General features: G+C 53.0%; 23 protein-coding genes. 14 read left to right on the plus strand and 9 right to left on the minus strand.

What is annotated here, in order from left to right; genetic code table 11:
* Window positions 1-121: 121 nt before the first annotated feature.
* The 3 genes from VMF88_14935 (at window position 122) to VMF88_14945 (ending at window position 3,268) form a co-directional block, all read left to right on the plus strand.
* Complete coding sequence (locus VMF88_14935) at window positions 122-2,374, plus strand: aconitate hydratase (protein ID HTY12355.1); 2,253 nt, start codon at window positions 122-124, stop codon at window positions 2,372-2,374.
* Window positions 2,375-2,419: 45 nt separating this feature from the next.
* Complete coding sequence (locus VMF88_14940) at window positions 2,420-2,773, plus strand: four helix bundle protein (protein ID HTY12356.1); 354 nt, start codon at window positions 2,420-2,422, stop codon at window positions 2,771-2,773.
* A 75-nt stretch (window positions 2,774-2,848) separates the two neighbouring features.
* A complete protein-coding gene (locus VMF88_14945) occupies window positions 2,849-3,268 on the plus strand; it encodes a BrxA/BrxB family bacilliredoxin (protein ID HTY12357.1) in 420 nt (139 codons plus the stop codon).
* A gap of 96 nt (window positions 3,269-3,364) precedes the next feature.
* On the opposite strand, the gene VMF88_14950 is transcribed toward VMF88_14945, so the two are convergent.
* On the minus strand, window positions 3,365-4,126 hold the full coding sequence (locus tag VMF88_14950) for a slipin family protein (protein HTY12358.1): 762 nt from the start codon (window positions 4,124-4,126) through the stop codon (window positions 3,365-3,367).
* Window positions 4,127-4,180: 54 nt separating this feature from the next.
* On the minus strand, window positions 4,181-5,467 hold the full coding sequence (locus VMF88_14955) for a nodulation protein NfeD (GenBank protein ID HTY12359.1): 1,287 nt from the start codon (window positions 5,465-5,467) through the stop codon (window positions 4,181-4,183).
* A gap of 407 nt (window positions 5,468-5,874) precedes the next feature.
* Here VMF88_14955 and VMF88_14960 point away from each other — a divergent pair, with 407 nt between their 5' ends.
* From VMF88_14960 to VMF88_14975, 4 genes are all read left to right on the plus strand, one after another.
* Window positions 5,875-7,278, plus strand: coding sequence for a tetratricopeptide repeat protein (locus tag VMF88_14960; GenBank protein HTY12360.1), 1,404 nt, complete (start codon window positions 5,875-5,877; stop codon window positions 7,276-7,278).
* 97 nt (window positions 7,279-7,375) lie between these two features.
* Window positions 7,376-7,708, plus strand: coding sequence for a DUF3467 domain-containing protein (locus VMF88_14965; GenBank protein HTY12361.1), 333 nt, complete (start codon window positions 7,376-7,378; stop codon window positions 7,706-7,708).
* A 205-nt stretch (window positions 7,709-7,913) separates the two neighbouring features.
* Window positions 7,914-10,214, plus strand: a complete 2,301-nt coding sequence (locus VMF88_14970; protein HTY12362.1) for a hypothetical protein — start codon at window positions 7,914-7,916, stop codon at window positions 10,212-10,214.
* Between the two features lie 38 nt (window positions 10,215-10,252).
* On the plus strand, window positions 10,253-11,734 hold the full coding sequence (locus VMF88_14975; protein ID HTY12363.1) for a DUF5723 family protein: 1,482 nt from the start codon (window positions 10,253-10,255) through the stop codon (window positions 11,732-11,734).
* Between the two features lie 86 nt (window positions 11,735-11,820).
* Here VMF88_14975 and hslU read toward each other — a convergent pair whose 3' ends face one another.
* The 7 genes from hslU to glmM form a co-directional block, all read right to left on the minus strand.
* Window positions 11,821-13,251: an ATP-dependent protease ATPase subunit HslU gene (hslU, locus tag VMF88_14980; GenBank protein ID HTY12364.1), complete on the minus strand. Its 1,431-nt coding sequence runs from the start codon at window positions 13,249-13,251 to the stop codon at window positions 11,821-11,823.
* Window positions 13,252-13,255: 4 nt separating this feature from the next.
* Window positions 13,256-13,789, minus strand: coding sequence for an ATP-dependent protease subunit HslV (hslV, locus tag VMF88_14985; GenBank protein HTY12365.1), 534 nt, complete (start codon window positions 13,787-13,789; stop codon window positions 13,256-13,258).
* 22 nt (window positions 13,790-13,811) lie between these two features.
* Entirely contained in the window at window positions 13,812-15,263 is a 1,452-nt protein-coding gene (rpoN, locus tag VMF88_14990; protein HTY12366.1) for an RNA polymerase factor sigma-54, read from the minus strand.
* Between the two features lie 5 nt (window positions 15,264-15,268).
* Window positions 15,269-15,850, minus strand: a complete 582-nt coding sequence (locus tag VMF88_14995; GenBank protein ID HTY12367.1) for a DUF3109 family protein — start codon at window positions 15,848-15,850, stop codon at window positions 15,269-15,271.
* Window positions 15,851-15,947: 97 nt separating this feature from the next.
* Entirely contained in the window at window positions 15,948-17,063 is a 1,116-nt protein-coding gene (gene dprA / locus VMF88_15000) for a DNA-processing protein DprA (protein ID HTY12368.1), read from the minus strand.
* A gap of 28 nt (window positions 17,064-17,091) precedes the next feature.
* On the minus strand, window positions 17,092-17,367 hold the full coding sequence (locus VMF88_15005) for a EutN/CcmL family microcompartment protein (GenBank protein HTY12369.1): 276 nt from the start codon (window positions 17,365-17,367) through the stop codon (window positions 17,092-17,094).
* Between the two features lie 50 nt (window positions 17,368-17,417).
* On the minus strand, window positions 17,418-18,782 hold the full coding sequence (gene glmM / locus VMF88_15010) for a phosphoglucosamine mutase (GenBank protein HTY12370.1): 1,365 nt from the start codon (window positions 18,780-18,782) through the stop codon (window positions 17,418-17,420).
* A gap of 167 nt (window positions 18,783-18,949) precedes the next feature.
* Between glmM and VMF88_15015 the strand changes: the two genes are divergently transcribed.
* The 7 genes from VMF88_15015 to VMF88_15045 all read left to right on the plus strand — a co-directional run bounded on the left by VMF88_15015 (window position 18,950) and on the right by VMF88_15045 (window position 25,166).
* Entirely contained in the window at window positions 18,950-19,159 is a 210-nt protein-coding gene (locus VMF88_15015) for a heavy-metal-associated domain-containing protein (GenBank protein HTY12371.1), read from the plus strand.
* A gap of 19 nt (window positions 19,160-19,178) precedes the next feature.
* Window positions 19,179-21,431, plus strand: coding sequence for a heavy metal translocating P-type ATPase (locus VMF88_15020; GenBank protein ID HTY12372.1), 2,253 nt, complete (start codon window positions 19,179-19,181; stop codon window positions 21,429-21,431).
* 213 nt (window positions 21,432-21,644) lie between these two features.
* Complete coding sequence (locus VMF88_15025) at window positions 21,645-21,863, plus strand: hypothetical protein (protein HTY12373.1); 219 nt, start codon at window positions 21,645-21,647, stop codon at window positions 21,861-21,863.
* Entirely contained in the window at window positions 21,841-23,325 is a 1,485-nt protein-coding gene (locus tag VMF88_15030) for a cbb3-type cytochrome c oxidase subunit I (protein HTY12374.1), read from the plus strand. The genes VMF88_15025 and VMF88_15030 overlap by 23 nt, the downstream gene beginning before the upstream one ends.
* Complete coding sequence (locus VMF88_15035) at window positions 23,322-23,936, plus strand: cbb3-type cytochrome c oxidase subunit II (protein ID HTY12375.1); 615 nt, start codon at window positions 23,322-23,324, stop codon at window positions 23,934-23,936. Before VMF88_15030 ends, VMF88_15035 begins: the two co-directional genes overlap by 4 nt.
* An 85-nt stretch (window positions 23,937-24,021) precedes the next feature.
* Window positions 24,022-24,663, plus strand: coding sequence for a cytochrome c (locus VMF88_15040; protein ID HTY12376.1), 642 nt, complete (start codon window positions 24,022-24,024; stop codon window positions 24,661-24,663).
* 2 nt (window positions 24,664-24,665) lie between these two features.
* The gene (locus tag VMF88_15045) at window positions 24,666-25,166 is read left to right on the plus strand and encodes a cytochrome c3 family protein (GenBank protein HTY12377.1); all 501 of its coding nucleotides are present in this window, start codon (window positions 24,666-24,668) and stop codon (window positions 25,164-25,166) included.
* Window positions 25,167-25,182: the final 16 nt, after the last annotated feature.

Below are 25,182 nucleotides of genomic sequence, written 5' to 3' on the forward strand. Positions count from 1 at the left end.
TCGTTGAAAAATAACGAAAAAACGACTCCCGTGCAACACGCTCTCTTGCGGGGGAAGTCGCGGATTCATATATTATACTAGGAATTTGCCCCGTTAACCCCGTCGATAAGGAAAAGAGCTTATGATTTTCGATCTCGAAATGATCAAGAGCGTGTACGCCGGACTGCCGGCAAAAGTTCAAGCCGCCAGAAAACTCGTCGGGCGTCCGCTGACGCTGACGGAAAAAATATTGTATGCTCATTATTTTGAAACGCCGCCAAAAGCGGCGGAACGAAGTGTTTCGTACGTCGACTTTGCTCCGGACAGAGTTGCAATGCAGGACGCGACGGCGCAGATGGCGCTTCTCCAGTTTATGTCGGCAGGAAGGAAAAAAGTCGCAGTGCCTTCGACGGTACATTGCGACCACCTGATCCAGGCGCAGGTCGGCGCAAAAGGAGATTTGTTGAGGGCGAGTGAGGACAACAAGGAAGTGTATGATTTCCTTGCGAGCGTTTCGAACAAATACGGGATCGGTTTCTGGAAGCCGGGAGGCGGAATCATCCACCAGGTGGTGCTGGAAAATTATGCATTTCCCGGCGGCATGATGATCGGCACGGATTCGCACACCCCGAACGCCGGAGGGCTGGGCATGATTGCCATCGGCGTCGGCGGCGCGGATGCGGTCGATGTGATGGCGGGAATGCCGTGGGAATTAAAGTTCCCAAAAATTATCGGCATTCATTTGACGGGAAAGCTGAACGGCTGGACATCAGCGAAAGACGTGATTCTCAAAGTGGCCGGGATCCTTACGGTAAAAGGAGGAACCGGCGCAATTATCGAGTATTTCGGCGAAGGAACGAAATCGATCTCGTGCACCGGCAAAGGAACCATCTGCAATATGGGGGCGGAGATCGGAGCGACGACTTCCGTGTTCCCGTTCGATTCCCGGATGGCGGACTATCTTCGCGCGACGGAGCGGGGTGAGGTAGCCTCGCTCGCCGAGGGGGTCGCCGAATTCCTGATGCCGGACAAAGACATCATTGCCGGTCCCGAAAAATTCTATGACCGGGTCATTGAGATTAATTTGAGCGAACTCGAACCGCATGTGAACGGTCCGTTCACGCCCGACCTGGCATGGCCGATCTCTGAGTTTGCCGCTGCGGTGAGAAAGAACAATTATCCCGAAGAATTAAAGGTAGCGCTCATCGGAAGCTGCACCAACTCTTCGTATGAAGATATCGAGCGTTCGGCATCCGTCGCAAAACAGGCCCTCCAAAAGGGGTTGAAGGCAAGATCGGAGTTCACGATTACACCCGGCAGCGAACAGATTCGAGCGACGATCGAACGCGACGGACAGCTCAAAACTTTGACCGAAATCGGCGGACTTGTCCTCGCCAACGCATGCGGTCCATGTATCGGACAATGGAAACGGCACGACGTCGCGATGGGAGAAAAAAATTCCATCATCACTTCCTACAATCGGAATTTCACCGGACGCAATGACGCCAACCCGGCCACGCATGCGTTTGTTGCGAGCCCCGAAATCGTCACCGCATTCGCGCTGGCGGGAAAATTGACGTTCAATCCGCTCACCGATACCGTTGTCAATGCAAAAGGGGAAGTGGTGAAGCTCGATCCTCCCAAGGGGGATGAGCTTCCGAAAAGGGGATACACGCCCGGGGAACGGGGATTTGTCGAGCCCGTGAAAGACGGTTCCTCCGTCCAGGTGAACGTGGATCCAAAAAGCGATCGGCTTCAGGTGCTGGAGCCGTTCAGGGCATGGGAGGGGAAGGATCTGGAAAACCTCCGCGTGCTGGTGAAAGTGAAGGGAAAATGTACGACCGATCATATTTCTCCCGCGGGAAAGTGGCTGAAGTACCGCGGTCATCTCGATAACATCTCCAACAATATGTTCAGCGGTGCGGTCAATGCTTTTTCGGGAGAGGCCGGCAAAGGGAGAAATGTATTGTCGGGCGAAGTAAAGGAATTTTCAGCCGTAGCACGCGATTACAAGTCGAAAGGAATCGGCTGGGTGACGATCGGCGATGAGAATTACGGAGAAGGGTCCTCACGTGAACACGCCGCGATGGAGCCCCGTTTTCTCGGCGGGCGGGCGATCATCGTGAAGAGCTTTGCAAGGATCCATGAGACAAATTTGAAGAAACAAGGGATGCTCGCTTTGACGTTCAAGAATCCGGCCGACTATGATTTGATCAAAGAGGATGATGTTCTTGCCATCAAAGGCCTGCAAACATTTGCAGCGGGTGTTCCGTTGCAGCTTGAAGCGAAACACAGCAACGGAAAAGTCGATACCATTCTCGTGAATCATTCCTTCAACGAGGGGCAGATCAAATGGTTCAAAGCGGGAAGCGCGTTAAATGCAATGAAGAATTAGGAATTATGAATTAGGAATAAAAGAACAAATATTTGGGGGGAGGCTATGAAAGAGGGGAATGTTGTTCAGGTTAAGAGTTATGCATTTTCACTTCATGTTGTTCGGCTATTTCAAAATAAATCGGAGGAGAAGAAAAATCGGAATATTTTCGATCAACTTTTCCGGAGCGGGACATCGATTGGCGCCAATGTAGAGGAAGCGATTGGCGCTCAGTCACGAAGAGACTTTTACGCAAAGTTGAATATTGCCTATAAAGAAGCAAGAGAAACTCACTTTTGGCTCCGTTTATTGAAAGATTCCGGTTATTTGGAACAAAACATAGCTCAAACTTTGTTGGATGAATGTACAGAGTTATTACGAATTATCGGATCAATTTTGAAAACCCTGCGATCAACATGATTCTGTGGTTTCAATTCCTAATTCCTAATTCCTAATTCATAATTTTTATTTGGTGCATCAATGTACGATCCAGTCATGATTCAGCCTTTCCGCGATGAGTTAACCACAATCGGAATCCGCGAATTGCGGAATGCCGCAGAGGTAGACGAGACACTGAGCCAGAAAAAAGGGACAGTGCTCGTCGTTGTGAATTCTGTCTGCGGATGTGCGGCAGGAAAAGCGCGGCCGGCGATCGCCAAGGCTCTCCGGCATCCGAATAAACCCGATGTGCTCACGAGCGTCTTTGCAGGCCAAGATATGGAAGCGACGGCGCGGGCGAGGGAGTGGTTCGGTCCAATTCCCCCATCGTCGCCCTCCGTGGCATTATTCAAGGACGGAGAGCTTGTGCATTTCATCCCCCGTTTCAGGATTGAAAACCGCGATGCGGATTCGATCGCCGCAGATTTAACGGGTGCGTTTGACGAGTACTGCAATGCGGAAAAAGTGAACGTGTAACTCAGGAACGACCTCGCCGTCTGCTCCGCAGCAATGATCGGCGCAATAAAAAAGGGAACGCGTTTATGCGTTCCCTTTTTTTATTGATCTCCGGCTCTATTTTTTCTTATAGGCTTCAATGAATGGAGTGAGCAGCTCTATCGGGAAGGGGAAGATGGTCGTCGAATTATTTTCCGACGCGACCTCGGTCAATGTTTGAAGATACCGCAGTTGGAGAGCGATCGGATTCTTTTGGATGATCGAGGCTGCTTCGCCAAGTTTCGCGCTTGCCTGCAATTCTCCTTCGGCATGGACAACTTTTGCCCGCCGTTCGCGTTCCGCCTCCGCCTGTTTCGCCATGGCTCGCTGCATCTCCGGGGGAAGGTCGATCTGCTTCACTTCCACCGTTGAAATTTTTATCCCCCACGGCTCCGTATGCTGGTCGATGATCATCTGAAGCTCATGGTTGATCTTATCCCGCTGGGCGAGCAGATCGTCCAGCTCAAATTGTCCGAGGATGCTGCGGAGCGTTGTCTGCGCCAACTGCGATGTGGCGTAGATGTAGTTTTCCACGCTCACGATCGCCTTGTCCGGCTGGACGACGCGGAAGTAGACCACTGCGTTCACTTTGATCGACACGTTGTCTTTCGTGATGACATCTTGCGGAGGAACATCCAGCACCACGGTCCGAAGGCTGACGCGAATCATTTTGTCAACAATGGGGATGAGCAGGATCAATCCCGGCCCTTTCACGCCTATCATCCTTCCAAGCCGGAAGATGACGCCCCGTTCGTATTCGGACAAAATACGGATGGCGTTCGAGAGTATGATCACTCCAAAAAAGATGATAATGATTAAGAGGACTCCGATCGGCTCCATGACAAACTCCTTATAATGGTGAAGAATTGAAAGAAAAATGATCTCGTCAAAGGGTTACTTCTTTAAAGTATCCTTTTTGACTTTTATCGACAATCCGTGGATCTCCGAGACGACCACCGGCGCGTCTTTTGACAAGGGCCCGTCGATGCTTTCGGCGTTCCAAATCTCGCCATGAACTTTCACCTGTCCCTCCGGGTTCAATTTGGTCAATGCTACGCCGCGTTCGCCGACGATCCCTTCGGCCCCCGTCACAGGTTTGCGGCGTTGGGCTCTCAAACCGGCTCCGATAGCGAACACAAAGAACGCCGCCGTCAGCAAGACGGTCGGAAGGATGACACCCAAAGAGATGTCCTGGAATTCAAACCATACATCGGTATTAATAAGCATGATCGAGCCCAGAAAAAGTGAAAGAGATCCGCCGACGGTGAGCAACCCGTAGCTGTGTATCTTTAATTCCAGAAGAAAAAGAATGATCCCCAGTACAATGAGGGCTGCGCCGGAATAATTGATCGGGAGCGTGTGCATCGTATAGAATGACAGCAGCAATGAAATAGCTCCCGCAACGCCGGGGAACACCGCCCCCGGGTTGTAGAGTTCGAACAACAACCCATAGATGCCGATCATCATGAAAATGTATGCGACGTTTGGGTCGCTGATCGCGTCGAGAATCTTGTATTGCCAGCCCATTTCCCAAAATTCGATCGCCGCTCCTTTTGTTGCGAGGACGACGGTCCTATCGTTCATGGCGATGGCCTTTCCATCCAGCGAGTCCATGAGCGCACCCCGGCTCCTCGCGATGAAGTCGATGATATTTTTCTTCAGCGCTTCGGTCTCGGTGATGGACAAACTCTTGCGGACCGCCTCTTCGGCCCAGAGGATGTTGCGGTGTCTTTTTTCAGAGATTGTCCGGATGAAGGCGGCCGCGTCGTTTGTGACCTTTTCGGACATCGTCGAATCCATTCCACCTTGCATACTGACCGGATGCGCCGCCCCGATGTTCGTCCCCGGCGCCATGACGGCGATGTGCGCTGCGAGGGTAATGAAAACCCCGGCGGACGCCGATTGAGAGCCTGAAGGGGAGACATACACGACGACCGGAACGGACGACGTTAAAAAATCCGTTACGATCAATCGGGTGGATTTCAGCAAGCCCCCCGGCGTATTCAATTCCAAGACCACACATGAGGCGTTATGTTCTTCGGCGCGTTTGATTCCCTCATGGATATAGTCGGAAGAAGCGGGGTTGATGGAGCCGTCAACCGCAAGGAAAAGAACGGTGCCGTTCCCGGCAAATGCTGTTTGAAAAATTACGAGGAGGAGACATAGGGCGAGTTTTTTCATACTCTTCGGCAAGCTATATTCACACTGCAGCATTGATTTCTCAAAGTACTGAAATTGAAGGGGGAAAGCAATGTTGGCGGATCGCGGGCAGCGGTACTCCATCAATGGAGAACGTTTCTTTTGAAAAGGGGGGCTTCAGGAGAGTATTCCTCCGCGAAGGAGCGGAAGGAAAACCCGTTCGACCTCGAAGCGGAACGAGGGGCTTTCCGATCAGGAAGAGCTTTTCTGCGGCAGAAATATTGAGCTGAATTCGCAGAGCATTTACCTGGCTGATGAGAATAACATGGCTGCTCCGGCCATTTTTCGGCGCGAACGTGAGATTGACTATCAAGCCTATTTTTTATATATTTTCAGGAATTTTTTGTCTCCATCAACTACTATAAAGCGAATAAGCTAAGGAACATCGTATGAAACTACTAGTTCAGTTGGGTATCATCAGCATCGTGCTTGCCGCCATCTTCACCACTGGCTTCGAGTGCGCCTCATCCGAAATGACAAGTGCGAAATTGTATTTGCAGCGGAAAGAATATGACAACGCCAAGAAACAGCTTTTAAAGGAGGTCGAGAAGAACCCGAAGAACGAGGAAGCATATTACCTCCTCGGCAGGGAAATCCAGTATGTCCAGGGAGATTTCAGGGGGATGAAAGAGTCGTTCGATAAAGCCCTGGCCATTGCGCCGACCCATAAGCAGGATATTCAGGTGGTGACACTGAATGCATGGGGCAAATTATACAACCAGGGGGTAGACGAGATCAACCGGGCGATCGACACGGCATCCTATTTGCCGAAAGCGATCGCGACATTCTCGACGGCAGTTTATATTCTTCCGGAAAGCCTTCTTACACGTCGGACGCTTGGCCTTGCGTACCTGCGCAACGATGAAATGGCGCATGCCGCAGAGCAATTTACAATCGCCTTCGAACAGGGAAAAGACACTCTTTCGGCCAAGCTTCTGGGGAAGATCTATCTTGACAGCGCCAATGCATTGAAAGTTCGTTTTATGTCCACGTATCGTGATGATTTCGAGACGATGAAAAATTTGGCGAGCATTCATGAGAGGATCAAAACCGCCGATGTCAGTTATTTGCTCGGTGATTCGCTGATCAAGATCTCCAAACCGGCGAAGCAGAAAAAAGGCGACACGAAAGAAACGTGGCGGATCGAAAAATATCATCTGACGCTCGCGGTCGAAAGCGGCCTTGTCCAGAGCGTGAAGTACGACGGAGACAGACCGTTTGCTCCGGCGATCGATTCGACCGATCTGATCGCAGCAAAAGAGCAGTTCAATAAAGCGGTCGATGCGATGAAAAAAGCGCAGACGATGTTCCCGGGCGATCCCGACATCTCCGAAAGCCTGATGAAAGCGCTTATCGGCTCCGAACGAGAAGCAGAAGCACGAGCGTTGTTGGTCGAGCGCGTGAAAAAGTATCCTGAAAGCAAGATCGACCACTACAACCTCGGCGTTTTTCTGCTGAAGGATTCGGCGTATGCAGACGCGATCACGGAGTTCAAGACTGCGCTCAAGCTTGACTCGTCGTTCGCCGATGCTCTCTATAATATCGCCGCAACGTATGTGAACTGGGGTGTCGCCGAGCAGGTGAAATTGAAAGCCGCAGGTAAAGACGATGACGTCTCCTATAAGGAGAGATACAAAATGGCCCTTCCGTATCTTGAAAGCGTCGTCGTGATGAAGAACAACGACGTGTTGATGTGGGAGCTGCTGGGCCAGGTCTACGCAAATTTGAACATGAAAGACAAGGCGCTCGAGGCCTACGACAAGGCTGATAAGATCCGCCAGGGGAAAAATTAGGGAGAAGCAACAAGAGAGACCGGCGTGGCGGTTTTTGCCGCGCTGGAGTTTTTCGCACGGCTGAGCGCAGCCGGTATCACCACGAAGAGGAACATTCATGAGCAATCCACAGCCCCCGCAAGGGCAGCAAATCAATATCGAGTTGGGTGAAAAAGAAGCTGAAGGAATTTATTCTAATTTGGCGATCATCACTCATTCACCCGCCGAATTTGTCATCGATTTTACCCGAATACTTCCGGGAGTTCCGAAGGCAAAGGTATTTGCCCGGATCGTTATGACGCCGCAGCATGGGCGGCTGCTGTTGAATGCATTGAAGGACAACATCGAGAAGTACGAGTCGAAATTTGGCGAGATCAAAATTCTTGGAGATGAGCCGCCCTCGCACAATTTCGGTTTTCAGTTCCCCGCCAAAGAAGAGAAGATACACTGATCCATAGTTTTTTACGAGTGCCGGACGCTCACACCGGGCGTTCGGCGCTTTTCCTCGCCGTTGCCGCCGCATATTGTATGACGCCCATCAACATGTACGACGTGCGGGTGCTGTACATTGATGATACTGAAGGCCCGCATCAGCGGCCCGTTTCCACCCACATGCCGGATACAAATTTTCGTTTGACCTTAGTCTGGAGGATTCTATGAAGTTTTTCTTCAGGATGAAAGCGGAACAACACAAACTCGTGTTGCTGTTCCTTCTGCTCCTGACGCTGCCGGTGTCGTACCAATGCATCAAGGCGCCGCTCGAACCGAAGGCGCCGTCGTGGCAGATCCCGTTGAACATCCAGATCATCGACAGGACGTTCACCTTCGCGCAGATGATTGCCAAGGACAAGAAATTCATCTACGACTCGTCCACGATGTCGATCATATACCAACCTTCGTCGCTGGTGAACCAGCCGAATGCGATCGTCCTCCCGGAGTTGACACCGCATCCGGCCCAGGTCGGCAATAAGATCGGATTGCTGCAGCTGCCTGTGAACACGATCTCGGGCGTCAATGTCGGCGCGAGCCAGTTGTTCTCCGGAAATACCCTCCCGTTTACGTATCCCTCATTCGGCCCGAATTTTTCGCTTGCGATGCAGCAGCCGGTGAGCAACCCTTCGGCGCTCTACGACTGGATCTCCTTTCAGAACGGAAGAATGACGCTGACCGTTCAGAACAATTTTCAGTTCACTGTCAACTTTGCAAATCCCGGAGTTCAGCTCATCAACACCGACATGCTGGCGGCCCAGCCGAACGATTCTGTCGTTGCGACCTTTTTGTTCCCGGGGGGTATCGCTCCGGGAACAACCGGTACAGCCACCGCGGTGGTATCGGGGTTGACGATGAGTTCTAATTTGATTTTGCGGTTCACAGTGCAGTCGAACGACATCCAGGGGAAGACCATCAATGCCAGCGACGATCTTTCTGCGAGCATGACTGTGGACGGCGGCTCCAGTGGAACATCCCCCGCAATGGACAGCGCTAAGGTGCAGTTGAACACTCCGTACGACGTAAAGAACCTCCCCGATTCGTCCATTCAAATCGTCGACGACTCGACGTTGATCAAACGCGCTGAGTTTAAGGACGGTAAATTTACGGTCAGCATCACCAATAACATCCCCACAAAGATCGCCGTCGATTTTGCTTTCCAGGAATTTGTCGACAAAACTTCGGGCGTTCCTTTTGTGCTGAAAGACGACCGAACCCTTTCGGATACGGTCCCAGCCGCCGGCGCAGCGCCGGGGCAATTTTTGCAAACGGTCTCGATGGCCAATTATGCCATCCAGTCTCAGAGTTTTCAAACGATCAACGGAAGGCTGGACACGCTGTCGGTCGCCAATATGCATTTCTCGCTGCGCATCAGAACGCTTGCTGCGACCCAGGGGCGGGTGGTGATCCGCAAGACCGACTCGGTACAAGTTCAGATCACACCGCAGAATAATAATCAAGTGCCTCCAAGGCCGACGTATATTATCTCCAAGGTCATCGGCAAAGTAAAACCGACGGTAGTTGCTATTAACACGACCGTCCCTTCGCTGATCGGAGATATCAGCAACAAGTTCACGGCTGACAGCATCAAATTCGATTCGGTTTCGATCACTCTCAATATCCTGAGCACCGGCTTGTTCCCCACGGACCTGACGATGAAGGTGATCGGTATCGACAACAACGGAAACCAACGGGCCACATTGACCGCCATGGATCCGAAGCAAGGCGGCGGACTCACCGACACGCTCCGGATCTATCCGGGACAGACGAAAAAAATCGTTTTCAACAAGCAGACTAGCCAGCCCGGCAACGGCATCGATCAGTTCCTCTCCGCATTCTTTAGCGGCGGCAACGGAAGCCTGCCGACCAAATTCCAGGTGATCGGCCAGGCGGTTGTCGATCCCGCTTCATATTACCAGTACCCCGACAGCACAGGCACGGTGAAGCAGGGGGACAGCGTCTATACGTCGCTCGATTTCTCGTTCCCGGTCACGATCGGCATCATCAACGGTACTTTCAAAGATACCGTTGTCATGCAGGACAGTTCCGGGAACAAGGTCGACAAGAAGGACCTGACACAGATTGACAGCGGACAAGTGTCATTTACGATCGTGAACGGTTTCCCCCTTCAGATTACGGCAGGAATGAATTTGCTTCCCGCTCTTAAGACCAACAGGTCCCAGCCGGATACCACGGTGCTTCTCAGCTTCCCCAAAATTGGGCTGATCACGGCTGACAGCGCCCGCTATGCCTCGAAACCAAATTCTCCGCTCGGAATCACCGGTACGGTCATCGGACTCGACACGGCTGACGTCTCCAAAATAAACCCGGCCAGTTTTGCTGCAGTGACCATCCGGCTGAACACCTCAGGGAGTAATCAACCGGTCAAATTCGACACCACCTATTCTGTGGAGTTGAAGGCGTTTCTCAGCGTCAGGTTCAACGTCAATTTTGACCAAATGAAATGATCACACCGACCATGAACTACGATTCCAAGGAGAGTACGATGAAGAGCATTTTCAAAACACGCCGCTCCGCTCGCTTGACCGCCGTTCTGGTGATCGGTGTGATGACCACTTCGATCGGAGCTGCCGGCGACGACCTTTCGTCGGGCCGGACGGTCGCCATGGCAAGGACATACACGGCCTCCTCGCGCGGCATCGACGCACTTGGTCTCAACCCCGCGAATCTTGCACTCGACGACCGTGGAAGCACGGTCACATTCCAGATTCCGCCGTTCACGGGAATCGGCGTCCTCGCGGGGAGTGATTTTATCAATTACAAAATCTATCAGGACGATTTCACCGGCGTCGACAGCCTCGGGGCTGACGGTCAACCGGCGCTGGACAAGAATGGGAAGGCGATACGGATCGGGAAGACCCTCTCGGAGGCAGACAAGCAGGAAATCCTGGGACTCTTCCCCGGCGGCATTTCGCACACGCAGGCTAATTTCAACATCACCGAATTCGGACTGACCGTTCGTTCTAACACCATCGGCAGTTTCGGCCTTTCAGTGAGCGACCATGCGGCGATCAACTTGGACATTCCGCAGGGATATCTGCAAACGCTCTTGGAGGCGTTTCCTGCGAACGGCGCCGTTTACAGTCTTGACGGCACTTCAGTGAAGGCTTCGTGGACCAGGGAATTCAACCTTTCGTATGCACGGATGCTGCCAGTGAAACTTGGCTGGGCAAAGAACATCGCCGTGGGGGTCGGGCTGAAGTACGTGCAGGGTTTTGCGTACTTGGGTACGGACCACTATACCGGCGCGATCCAGATTTTGCCGACCTATTACCCCGGGAACGTCCTGAATACTCAGGCGATTTCCGGCAACGTCAATTTTCTCCAATATATGTCCGGGGTGAATTTTGACAGCACTTCCAGCGCTTCAGAATTCCTGGGCAAGCCGGCAGGGCGCGGAATGGGTGTCGACCTGGGCTTCTCGGCCGAGGTCTTTCCGGCATTGCGAGTGGCGGCAAGTCTGACCGACCTCGGCAAGATCACCTGGTCGCAGAACACGAAGGTCATCACAGGAAACTCGAATTTCACGGTCGCAGACATCGGCAACAAAGATTCGGTAAAGAATTATTTCAAAGGCGAAAAATACGATACCACTTCCTTCAAAACAAGTCTCCCCACGGCCCTCCATATAGGCGGCGAGTTGCAGGTCGACAAGGCGCCCTTCGTTTCATATTTCCCGGGGCAGCTGCTCGTTGCGGCCGATCTGAATGTCGGCTTTAATAATGAGCCCGGCAATACGACGATTCCGCGTTTCTCTATTGGTACCGAGTACCGTCCGATCGGGGCGTTCCCGATCCGAACGGGAATCACGGTTGGCGGTCGGGAGCGGTTCAACTGGTCGCTGGGCTTCGGCATCAACACGCCGATTTGGGACCTGGACCTGGGGACGGAAAGCATCGGTCTGCTCACGAGCCCGAACAGCTTTCATACCGGCTCGATCACGCTTGGGATGCGATTCCGGATTTAAGCCGGCCGGAGTATGCGACAAAAAAACCCGTCCTCGTGGACGGGTTTTTTTGTTTGATGAGGTTGCTGCCGCCGTCGATGGGACGGTCAGAGGATGAAACGGCTCAGGTCCTTGTCTTTCACGATAGTGTTCAGCTTTTGTTCTACCATTCCCCTTGTCACCGCAAGTTTTCCGGCGGAGATCTTCTCAGGGGCCTCGAAAAGTATTTCTTCCAGGAGCGAGGTCATGATCGTGTGAAGGCGCCTGGCTCCGATATTTTCCACTTCTTCATTCACCTGCGTTGCAATGCGCGCTATCGCCCTGATGGCATCGTCCGTGAATTCGATTTCGATGCCGTCCGTCTTCAGCAGGGCAGTATACTGTTTGATGAGCGCATTCTGTGGAAGAGTGAGGATCTTGACGAAGTCGTCTTCGCTCAAACTCTTTAACTCTACCCGGATCGGGAATCGTCCCTGCAGCTCCGGGATCAAGTCTGACGGCTTTGAAACATGGAACGCCCCGGAAGCAATGAACAACACATGGTCTGTGCGGACCATGCCGTATTTGGTCGCCACCGTCGAGCCCTCGACGATGGGGAGGAGATCCCGCTGGACTCCTTCGCGCGAAACGTCCGGTCCGTTGACGGCTCCCCGGTTCCCTGCGATCTTGTCCACTTCATCCAGAAAAACGATCCCTGAATTCTCGACCCGGTGGATCGCCTCTTTTACGGCAGCATCCTGGTCGATCAGTTTCTGCGCTTCTTCCTGGATGAGAATTTTTTTTGCGTCCGCGATCGAGAGCTTTCTCTTCTTCATTTTTTTCGGCATCAGGTTACCGAAGACGTCCTGCAGATTGACGCCGATCTCTTCGAGATTCATGGGCCCGAGTATCTGCATGGAAGGGAATTGGTCGCTCGGGACGTCGAGTTCGATGATCCTGTCGTCGAGTTGCCCGCCTTTGATCTTTTCCCTGAACCGGTCGCGCGTTTTTTCGTTCAGCTCCTCGTCCGATGGGGCCTCAGCCGGAGGGTTAGCATCGTTCTTCGATTTCCGGACCGACGGGATGAGGATGTCGAGAATGCGTTCTTCGGCAAGATGCTCCGCTTTCTCCTGCACCTCCTCCGTCCTTTCCGATTTGACCATGACGACCGCGAGTTCGGTAAGGTCGCGGATCATGGAATCGACGTCGCGGCCGACATATCCGACTTCGGTGAATTTTGACGCTTCGACCTTTATGAAAGGAGCGTTCGACAGTTTGGCAAGCCGCCGGGCGATCTCGGTTTTTCCTACGCCGGTGGGTCCGATCAGGATAATATTGTTGGGCATGATCTCCTCGCGGAGATTCTCGGGAACCTGAAGCCGGCGCCACCGGTTCCGCAGCGCGATTGCAACGGATTTTTTTGCCTCATGCTGGCCGATGACGTATTTATCCAGTTCGCGGACGATCTGCGTCGGTGTCAGTTCCCGCGATCCATGCTGGCGTTCCGCCTTCCCCGAACTTGGCGGGGTCGATTTTTCTGTGGCGACAATTGTTTTCATGTGTTCACAACTCTTCGACGGTAATATTCTGGTTAGTGTAAATGCAGATCTCCGACGCGGTTTTCAAAGACTGTGTCACGATCTCCCGCGCGGAAAGTGTGGTATACGCTACAAGCATCCGCGCGGCCGCGAGCGCGTACGGTCCTCCCGACCCGATCGCAACGATGCCGTCGTCGGGGGTGATGACGTCGCCCGTTCCGGATATGATGAACGCGTGCTCCTTATCCAGAACGCCGATCATCGCCTCGAGTCGGCGGAGATATTTATCGGTCCTCCAATCCTTCGCGAGCTCGACGGCGGAGCGTTCAAGATGCCCCTGGTGCTTTTGGAGCTTCTCTTCAAAGCGTTCCATGAGCGTGAATGCGTCGGCAGAGGCTCCCGCAAAGCCGACGAGCACCGAATTGTTGTACAGTCGCTGGACCTTTTTCGCAGTATGCTTGACGACGGTCGTTCCGAGAGTGACCTGGCCGTCGCTCCCGAGCGCAACTTTGCCGTCCCTTGAAAGGCCGATGATCGTTGTAGAATGAAGCGTTTCCATAGTGTTTTCGGTCGTTAAATGATTAAGAGATCTTTCTCCTGAGGCGGGCCACCGGGATCATCATCGATTCCCTGTACTTGGCGACTGTCCGGCGCGCGATGTTGAAGCCCCGCTCGTTCAGGATCTCGGCGATCCGGTCGTCGCTCAGCGGCTTGTGCGGGTCCTCGGTTTCGAGGATCTCTTTGATGCGAAGCTTCACTTCCTTGTTAGAAACGTCCTCGCCGTTTTGCGTGCTGATCCCTTCGCTGAAAAAATACCGCAGTTCGTAGACTCCGAAATCGGTCTGGACATATTTCCCGTTCACAACGCGGCTGATGGTGGAAATGTCCATCTTGATGACGGCGGCGATATCTTTGTAGATCATCGGTTTCAGACCGTCGCCGAGTTCGAAGAACTGCCGCTGTTTGTCGACGATCGTCCGCATGACGCGCAGCATCGTGTCCCGCCGCTGGTAGATCGACGCGATGAACCACTTTGCCGCTTCAAACTTCTGCCGGATGAATGTCTTCGTTTCCGCATTGACCCCGTTCTTTTTCTTCCGCGACATCATCTCCCGGTAATCCTTGTTGATCCGAAGCGGCGGAATGTTCTTGTCGTTGAGCTGAATGATAAACTCCCCGTCCTCGAAGTGAACGATGAAATCGACGGTGATGTAATTTTCCTGTGTCGAGATTTCCCCTTCCCCCGGCTTCGGGTTGAGATGGGAAATGACGTCGAGCACTTCTTTGACCTCGGGAAGGGAAATATTGAGGAGTTTGGAAAGCTGTTCGAAATGTTTTTTCGTGAATTCGTCAAAATATGTTTCGAGGATGACGCGGGCGAGTTTCTTCAGCCGCGGCTCGCATTCGAGCGCCTCCAGCTGCAAGAGGAGGCATTCCTGGAGCGTTCGCGAACCGATGCCCACCGGCTCTAGGCGCTGGATACGCTTCAGGACAAGCTCTGCTTGCGCAACGGTCAGTTGGAGTCCGTGCGAAAGGTTGAGGTCCTGAACGATGAGGCTTAGGTCGCGGCGCAGGTAACCGTCCTCGTCGATGTTGCCGATGATCTCGTCGGCGGCAAGCATGCCGGTCTCGGTAAGGTCGGCGAGCTGCAATTGCGCCTTGAGTTTTTGAAGGAGCGGTTCCGGCGCCGACATCGGTATCTCATCGCGATCTTCATCGTCCTGAGGGGCGCTGCTCTTTGGGGTATACGCATTTTCGTCGTTGACGAAATCCTCAAAAGTAAATTCTTCGTCTTTTTCTTTCTTTACCTCGGTCTCTGCTCCATCATCGGCCTCGGCGGTCTCGTTCTCGGCGTCTTCTTGAGCGAGTTCGATCTCGTCCTCGATGCCCTCTTCAAGAAGGGGATTTTGTTCGAGTTCGGTTTTGATTCGCTGTTCGAGAGCTACGGTGGGGAGTTGAAGAAGCTTGAGGTACTGGATCTGCTGCGGAGTAAGTTTTTGAAGCAGCCGTTGCTGCTGTGAGATTTGTAGCATAGATCCTAATCGCCTCGTGGGGAAATGCTCGAACGTTTCTCACATTCTTCTTCGAATTGCCGGTACCACGCCCCGCCGTATGAGCGGACGAGGACTTCCTTCAGAAATTTGAAGAGCGGTGTTTTTTCCGAACTTCCTTTTTGAAATGCCGGCTCGCATTCGTGCAAATATTCAAACCGCAGTTGTTCTGGAGAATTGTAGCTGGCACGCAAAGGGAAGAGATGGCACGACAGCGGCTTGCGCCACTGAATCTCCTTGTTATGAAAACTCTTTTCGAACGAGCATTTGGCGATGCCGTTGTCATAGTAAACGAAAACGCACGCCTCCTCATCCCTGCATTGGGTCGCGTAAAAGCCCGGCCCGCCTTCGACCAGACCGTGAAGTTCGATCCATTCCCGATGTTCTTTCGGAAGATACTTTTTTACGATTGGATATGCGTTGTAAATTTCATCGACTTCTTCGTCCGTGACCGGCGCGCCCCGACCGCCTTTGAGGGTGCAGCAGGCCCCTTTACATTGGTCGAGGTCGCACGCGAACTGAACATCGGCGATCCGGCTCTCTACTCTTATTTCGTCTATGGTAAACATACGCGTAGATAAAGATAGGTAATTTTGCTGAAAAGGCAAACTTTTTTGGCGTGATTATTGTAGAGCCGAAATTGTTGTCAAGTGCGGGGGAGGAAATTCACAGCCGGAGGAACATTTTTCCGGCGAGCTGGCGGACGAGCCCCTTGAATTCAAGGCTCAAAAGATTCACCAAGGTGTCGGGGATGGAGAGGCCGGATCGCTCTGCAATGTCGTCGATGTGCGACGGGTTAGAAACGAGGAGATCGAGGATCTTTTGTTCGAAGACGGTAAGGGTAACAGGCGCCGGTTGCGGGGATTTCAAGATCGGTCGGAGCGAGCTCTTCAGCTCCTCAAGAATGTCGTCGACCGATTGAACGAGCTTCGCGTGTCCGTCGCGGATGAGCCTGTTCGTCCCTGCGCTGAATTTCTCAGTAATGTTGCCGGGGATGCAGAACAGCTCGCGGTTCTGGTCCAGGGTGGTCGATGCGGTGATCATTGCGCCGCCGTTCTCCCCGGTTTCGACAATGAGCGTCCCCAGCGCCATACCGCTGACGATGCGGTTGCGCCGGGGAAAATTTCCGGGGTCGGGTTTTGTCCCCATAAAAAATTCCGAAACGACGGCTCCGTTCTCTTCGATCTGCTCGGCAAGTTTCTTATTTTCGGCTGGATAGATGATATCGATGCCCGAGCCGATCACCGCAATAGTCCTTCCCCCCGATTTCAACGAAGAGAGATGCGCCACGGTGTCGACTCCCCGTGCGAGGCCGCTGACGATCGTGATCCCTTTTTCCCCAAGCTCTTTTGCGAACCGTTCGGCGATCAGCTTACCGTACGCCGAAGGACGCCTTGTGCCGACGATAGCGACGGCGTATTTATCATCCTTTCGAAAAGCGCCGAGAACAAAAAGGAAAGGAGGCGGGTCGTAGATCTTACGGAGATATTCGGGATATTCGCCGTCCCAAAATGTCACGATGCGCCCGTTGACCTTGTTGATGAGGGAAAGTTGCTCTTCCGCGAATGCGCTGCCATCGCCAAAGTGAGCGATGGTGGCAGCGAGCTTTTTGTCGATCCCTTCCACATGGATCAAATCGCGCGGCGACGCTTTGAGCACGTACGTCGGCGATCCAAAATGCGTGACAAGAAGCCGCAGACGATTTGTCCCTACCCCGGGAATTGCAGAGAGCCGGAGCAAGTCGGAAATATCGATCCCGCTTTCCTTCGGTGGAGTTTGCATTGGAAAATATGCTTAACGGCGAGGTCCCCTATTGACCCGCGACATCGATCCCGTCAACGACAGCAACGATAACGGTGTGAACCGGTGCATCTTTACGTTTCAAGGCCTGTTGTGCGCCCGCTCCTTCTTGAATGATCAAGACCGTATCGCCGACACCCGCATCGACTGTATCGATGGCGAGAGCCTCCTTGCCGAACAACTCTCCGGCCAGGTCGACGGGCTGCACGATGAGGAGCTTATACTCTCTCAGCGCCTGATTCTTTTGAGTCGAGACGATCGTCCCTGTCACTTTGCAAAGCGTCACGCTATCGCGTCCTTTTGCTGAACAATTGTGTCGTTGCCATGATGAAGAGCTCAGCCGACGATTTCCGTCTTGAATTTTTTCACAAGGGCGGCGGCTTCGTTATGTGTCCGAGCTTCCGCAATAACGCGGATGATCGGTTCCGTATTCGATTTTCGTAAGTGGACCCACGAGGATGCAAAATCGATCTTCAGTCCGTCGTCCATGTTGGTCCGCTCGGTCTTGGAATATTTTTGGTACAGCGACTGAAGAATGGAATCCGGTTTCAGGGAGCCTAGTTCGATCTTGTCCTTTACGATGGTGTATTGGGGGAGGCTGGCCTTAAGTTCGGAAGTTTTTCCTCCAAAATCCACTAATAGCTGCAGGAAAAGGCCGATGCCGACGACTGCATCACGGCCGTAATGGACCTCGGGCAAAATAACTCCGCCGCTGCCTTCTCCGCCGATAACCGCTTGAAGGGCTTTCATTTTTGAGGCCACGTTGATCTCGCCGACCGGCGTTCGGTATACTTTCGCGCCGTATGCCGAAGCGATATCGTCAACGGCCCTCGTGGTGGAAAGGTTGACAACGACGGAATGGTCTCCTCTCCCTAATTTCTTCTCCGCATCGAGCACGAACTTTACGACGGAAGCAATGGTGTATTCTTCCACAAAAGGTTTTCCCTGCTCATCGATGAACACAAGCCGATCGACATCCGGGTCGACGGCGATGCCGACATCGGCCCTTTCCGAAAGTACCCGCTGCGCGAGGTCTGCGAGGTTCTCGGGGATCGGTTCCGGCGTATGAGAAAAAATGCCGCTCACCTCGCTGTTCATTTCTACGACCGTGCAGCCAAACTCCCGCAGGAGCTTCGGAACGATGATTCCTCCGGCAGCATTGACACAATCGACGACCACTTTTACGCCTTTCCTGCGGATTTTGTCAAGGTGGATATAGGGGAGAGAAAGGACCGATCGAATATGGGCGTCGATGCGGGTTGTGTCGGTCGAATGTCTTCCCTGCTTGTCCCATGGAGCGAACGAGAAATTTCCGCGGTCGGCGATCTGCCAGAATTTTCTATTTTCGTCGCCGTTGAGAAACATCCCGCCGGGGGCAAAGAATTTCATCCCGTTCCATTGCATCGGGTTATGGCTTGCAGTAATGGCGATCCCTCCGGCCGCGTTCAATGTTTCGACCCCAAGGGCGACCGTCGGCGTCGGGCAAATCCCGATCGCGATGACGTCGCATCCCATCTGGAGGAGCGTGGAGCTGACAATGCTGGCAATGCTGGAGCCGGTGATGCGTCCGTCCCGTCCGATAATTATCGTTCCGCGGTTGCAGTATTCGGCGAACGCCGCGGCATATCTGACAACGACGTCGGGAACTAGATTCTCGCCGACGACTCCGCGAATCCCTGAAATGCTTACCATCAATGGCATGCTGAACGGCTCCCTTGAAAATTGTAAATGAAAATAAGAAAGAGATTCAACGGAAGCAAGGAAAACGATGTGCGGGGGGAATGAAATTGTTTGTAGTTTTTTTTTGTTGTAATTTATGGGAAGAAGAAGGTTTGTTATTCCGAAAGCACACACAAAAGAGGCGGACAATGAAAGTACAAGAGTTGAATATCGAAGGCATGTCGTGCGGCCATTGCGTTATGAGCGTGAAGAAACAGTTAAGCAAGCTGAACGGTGTTGTGGTGGAGGATGTTCAGATCGGCAGGGCAAAAATCCAATACGACGATTCCAAGATCTCTCAGCAGAAAATAGCCGATGCGCTCGATGAAGCAGGATATAGATTAGTCGCTGCGAATTGAGCAACGGTACTTTTTGAAAATGCCAAGCGCTCATCCCTATATCGTAAGCCTCCCCGTCGAAGGAATGACGTGCGCAAGCTGCGTCGTGCGGGTTGAAAAGGCGCTGAAAAAGGTCGACGGCGTTCTCGAGGCCAATGTCAATCTTGCGACGGAGAAAGTCGCGCTGACGTTCGACGATGCGAAGACAAACCTGCAGGCGCTCTCCGAGGCGGTAAGCGAAGCCGGATATACGCTGCTTCTCCCCGAAACAAAAGTTCAAAGCACCGGCGGGCTCGGAACTGTTGCTCCCGATGCCACATCTTATCAGCAAAAAGCGTACGAGCAATTAAAGAAAGAATTCATCGTCAGCGCTGCGCTCGCGATTCCGATCATGCTGGTGAGCATGCTGAGCATGACGGATTGGTTTAAGCACTGGCTGCCCTTGCCATCCGACGACATCAATAAGCTGCTTTTCGTCGCTTCAACACCGGTGATGTTCATTTCGGGTAAACGGTTCTTTGCCGCGGCGTGGCAGGTTGGAAAACATTTCTCTGCAGACATGAACACCCTCATTGCCGTCGGAACCGGTACCGCCTATCTTTATAGCATGTTGGTGGTGTTATTCCCCGAATGGATCAGGCGGCCGGACGGAATGCGGGCGGTGTATTTTGATACCGCGACGACAATTATCACGCTCATTCTGATGGGACGGCTCCTCGAATCCCGCGCCAAGCAGCGGGCTTCGAACGCTATTCAGAAGCTGATGGGGCTTCAACCGGGAAAAGCATCTGTGATCCGAAGTGGCGTTGAATCGGAAATTGAAATTGATCTCCTGGCGATTGGAGATACTATCCGGGTGCGTCCCGGAGAAAGAATTCCGGTTGACGGCGTTATTACAAACGGTTTCACGACGATCGACGAATCGATGGTAACGGGAGAAAGTCTTCCGGTTGAAAAAAAAGCAGGGGATCTGGTTGTCGGTGGAACGATCAACAAGAATGGCAGCATTGAGTTCCGCGCGACGGCTGTCGGGAAAGAAACGCTCCTTGCCCGGATCGTCAAGCTTGTAGAGGAAGCGCAAGGTTCGAAGGCACCGATCCAGAGATTGGCCGACAGAATTGCGTCGGTGTTTGTGCCGGCTGTCATCGGCGCTGCGCTGTTGACGTTTGGCATGTGGTATCTCGTCGGGGGGATCGGGTTTACCCATTCCATGATCAATTTTATCGCAGTGTTGATTATTGCCTGCCCGTGCGCGCTAGGTCTCGCGACACCGACCGCAATCATCGTGGGAACAGGGAAGGGGGCGGCAAACGGCATCCTGATAAAAAATGCCGAAAGCCTTGAGCGGGCACTGAAGATTCAGACGATTATATTCGACAAGACCGGTACGATAACCGAAGGGAAACCCTCGGTAACCGACGTGGCGGTGTTTAACGGATTCAATGAACGGGAGTTGATCGGGCACGCGGCTGCTCTTGAGAAGAAATCCGAACACCCTCTTGGCGCCGCAATTGTCGGATTCGCGGAGATGCAAAACATCTCAATCGGAGAAGACATCCATTCTTTCCGCAATACGGAAGGGAAAGGCGTGACGGCCGTTGTCGGTGGCAAGGATATGGCGGTCGGAAACCGGGCTCAAATGGAGAGCCGTTCGGTCTCTTCAGCTGAGGCGGATGCCGTCGTTCAGAAATTTTCGGCGGACGGGAAGACGGCGATTTTTGTTTCCTCAGATGGAAAATTGGCTGGCGTCATTGCCGTTGCCGATACGATCAAGAACAATGCAAAGGAAGTCATTTCGCGCTTGAGGCAAATGGGAATTGAAACGATCATGATGACGGGCGATAGCGAACATGCCGCACGGGCTATTGCCTCTCAAGCTGGTGTCGATCGCGTCATCGCCGGCGTTATGCCTCAGGAGAAAGCTGCCTGTGTAAAAGCGGTCCAGGCCGAGGGAAAAGTCGCGGCGATGGTAGGAGACGGCGTGAACGATGCACCGGCGCTCGCACAAGCTGACGTCGGCATTGCGATGGGGAGCGGGACCGATATTGCAATGGAATCCGCCGACATTACCTTGGTGAGGTCGGACCTGGCAGGCGTGGTTGAGGCCATCCGGTTATCACGCCGCACCGTGCGGATCATTAAACAGAATCTATTTTGGGCTTTCATCTATAATATCATCGGCATTCCGCTGGCCGCCTTCGGAATGCTGAATCCTGCGATAGCCGCGGGGGCGATGGCGTTCAGCTCGGTAAGCGTCGTAAGCAATTCGTTAAGGCTGAAAAACAATTCTTAAGCAACCCCGCTGTCCTTTCTCCTCCCTCTTAACCGACCCCGGTTATTCTTCTCACTCAATACCGGCAATAATTGTTGTCCCGGCTTCATGACAGTCTCGCGGTATTCATTCCTATAAAAAATCACGCGGTATATTGAAATAGTAGAAACATTGTGGTATCTTCCCACATTCAAAATCTGATTTTTCGAAGGCGGCGAATATGAAGACAATTTTATGAACCTGCCGGTTGCGATCATCATCATCATTTCTTTCGTTGTCGTTGCGGGAGCGTTGACGCTTGCCGGCTTTGTCTGGGCGGTGCGGACAAAGCAATTTTCCATCAAGCAGTTGAATGAAGGGGCCAAATTGATCTTTGACGACGAAGAACCGATTGGCACGCCGCAAGATATGATTTTCCAGAAACCTTCCAATGGCAGCGCAAACCACCGCTAAGGAACAATTCGTCTCGTTCGCGTCGGAGGCCGTTGAGGATGTCTCCGAGCGACAGCATCGCGTCCACATCGATGACTCTGTGACAAGTCCGGTCGTTCTATATTTTGCGACCGGAATTGCATGGCTTGTTCTCGGATCGCTTGCAGGGCTGGGGGCCGCAGTAAAATTCAACCTCCCGGACTGGCTCGGCGGCACGCCGTTCTTGACCTTCGGAAGGATCCGCCCCGTCCATCTCAACGCAGTGATGTACGGCTGGGCATCGCTGGCCGGGGCCGGCATGGTCGTCTGGCTGACCGGCAGGCTTTGCAGAGTGCCGATTCAGAAGACGTGGGCACTGTATGTCTCTGCGATCCTCTGGAATATCGGCGTTCTCTTCGGGGTCGTGGCGTTGTTGTTCGGGTATAATCAGGGGATGGAATGGCTTGAATTTCCCCGGCCCGCCGGCGGATTGATCGCGCTCGGTTTTTTATTCTTTGCGTACTCGATCATCGAGACGTTTCGGAAACGCCAGGTCGAGCATCTCTATGTGAGCATGTGGTATATTCTTGCCTCAATGCTTTGGTTTCCGATCCTGTATGTCGTTGCCAACCTTGGCATTTATGACGGCGTCACCGAAGCGGCGATGAACTGGTGGTTCGCGCATAACGCGCTCGCCGTTTGGTTCACGCCGGTCGGTCTTGCAGGGGCGTATTATTTTATTCCTAAAGTCATCGGCCGTCCTATCTACAGCTACTATCTCGGCCTTCTCGGCTTCTGGGCGTTCGCCCTCTTCTACAATTGGAACGGCATCCACCATCTCGTAGGCGGGCCGCTGCCGACTTGGCTCGTCACCGTGTCGATCGTCGCGAGCGTCATGATGTTCGTCCCGGTGATGGCCGTCGCCGTGAACCACCATCTCACGACGATCGGCCATTTCAGAATGTTGAAATACAGCCCGACGCTCCGGTTCGTCGTTTTCGGCTCGATGAGTTACACTGCAGTGAGTTTTCAAGGTTCGATCGAATCGCTCCGGTCGTTCAGCGAGGTGGCCCATTTTACTCACTATACGATCGGCCATGCGCATCTCGGTGTGTATGGATTCCTCTCCATGATCCTCTTCGGCGCCATCTATTACATTATGCCGCGCATCGCCAAATGGGAATGGCCGTATCCGAAGCTGATCAAGCTCCATTTCTGGATGAGCGCGATCGGTATCGCTCTTTACGTTATTGCGATGTGCACCGGAGGATGGATCCAGGGGACGATGATGAACGACCCATCGCTTCCATTCATCGCCTCCGTGAATGCAACGAAACCGTACCTCTGGGCGCGGTCCGTTGGAGGAACAATGATGTTGATCGGACATCTCGCATTCGCATATCAATTCATCCTTATCATCTATCGTTCAGGGCCGACCCGGTACGTTCCCGCATGGTTTGAATTGCGTCAGGCATCGGGTTCTGAGGAGAGCAAGCCTGTATGATGTTCATTCGCTCATTTATTTTCTTCCTCGGCGTCCTCGCCGCGCTCGTGCTCGGTTGGGCTGGACTGGTTGGACTTCCGAACATCATGATCTCTGAAGTGAAGCCGCCAAAAGGTCTTGAGCGTTATACCTACGAGCAGGCGTACGGCCGTTCCATCTACATCCGTGAAGGATGCCTTTATTGCCACAGCCAACAGGTACGTCCGGTCGGTTTCGGCGCGGACCAGGAACGATTTTGGGGACGTCCGTCGGTTCCCGCAGACTATGTGTATGACAAGCCGCATTTGCTGGGAACAATGCGAACCGGTCCCGATCTGTTCAATATCGGTGCACGGCAGTCGAGCGAAGAGTGGCATATGATTCATCTTTATAATCCGCGGATCGTTTCACCCGGTTCGGTGATGCCTCCGTTTCCATGGCTGTTCGAGGAAAAGATCACGGCCGGACCCGACGATAAAGTCGTCGCCCTTCCCGACTCCGTTGCCCCGAAGGGAAAAGTTGTCGTTGTGACCCCGGAAGGACGAGCCTTGATTGCCTACCTTATCGGCCTGAACCATACGTATCCCGTCAGCCAAGTTTCGGCGAGCAATGACTCCACGAAGAAAAAATAAACAATCTGTCTTAACGAGACGGGGTTCCCGGAAAAAGAAGACCTCCGAACCAATAACCCCGGAGGTAACCGGCGTTTCGCAAGGAATGCCGATTCCATTTTCGGATGACAACGGTACGTTTGCAGATTCCGACGCCTCCGACGTCAATAAAATTCACCTTCGCATCGTCTCGCGGGAACAGGGGGAACCTGAAGAAGGCTTTGAGCCGACCCCTTCCTGGGTGTGGGCGATTTCAGTGATCCTTCTGTTCGCGATGGGCTACTATCTCGGCAAATACGGCGGAACGTTCGGGACGATCGCCCACGAAGTTGAGCAGCCTCTGATCTCCGGAAGCGGCGAAGTCAAGGCCGAAGTAAAAGGAGACATGGTCTTCGCCGGCGTCTGCCAGGCATGTCATCAGGCGGACGGGAAAGGCGTTGAAGGAAAATACCCGCCGCTGGCGGGATCCGAGTGGCTCATGCAGGACGGATTTACCCCTGCCCGCATTGTTCTCTACGGGTTGGAAGGAGAGATCAGGGTAAAAGGGAACGGGTTCAACAACAAAATGCCCCAGTTTCAGGATAAGCTCTCGAACGAAGAAATTGCTGCTGCAATTTCGTATGCCCGTTCATCATTTGGGAATAAAGGAAATGCGGTCTCACCGGCAGAAGTTGACAGCATGAGAAAATTGTATAACGGCAGAGGCCCGTGGAGCGCTGCAGCATTGGAAAGTTTAAGAAAGAAATAGTAATGGGTTTTCCCCGAGTACAATTTATTTTTGCTGCCGCGACGTTTCTCCTTGTGGTCATTTCCGGCTGTGAAAAACGGGCGCTCGAGCCCCGCCAGCCGATCGCGTTCAGCCACAAAATACACGCCGGCGATTACCAGATGAACTGCCAGTATTGCCACAGTGGTGCGCGCCGAGGGAAGGCCGCGATGATTCCCTCCGTGCAGACCTGCATGGGATGCCATCAGCTTGTCGCAGCAACGAAACCAGAAATTCAGAAGATCCGCAAGGCATGGGATGAAAAACAGCCGATTCGGTGGACACGGGTGAACGTCCTTCCGGATTTTGTCTATTTCAACCATCAGCCTCACATCATGAAAAACATTCCATGCCAGCGGTGCCATGGCGAGATTCAAACGATGAGCGAAGTTGCTCCGCCGTTCAAACTTGCCGACATGTCGTATTGCGTGGGATGCCACAGGGAGAATAATGCGAGCATCGATTGCTGGACATGCCATAGATAATTAGGAATGATGAATT

This window comes from Bacteroidota bacterium (assembly GCA_035506275.1).
Classification (GTDB): Bacteria; Bacteroidota; Ignavibacteria; order UBA10030; family UBA8401; genus JAGVPT01.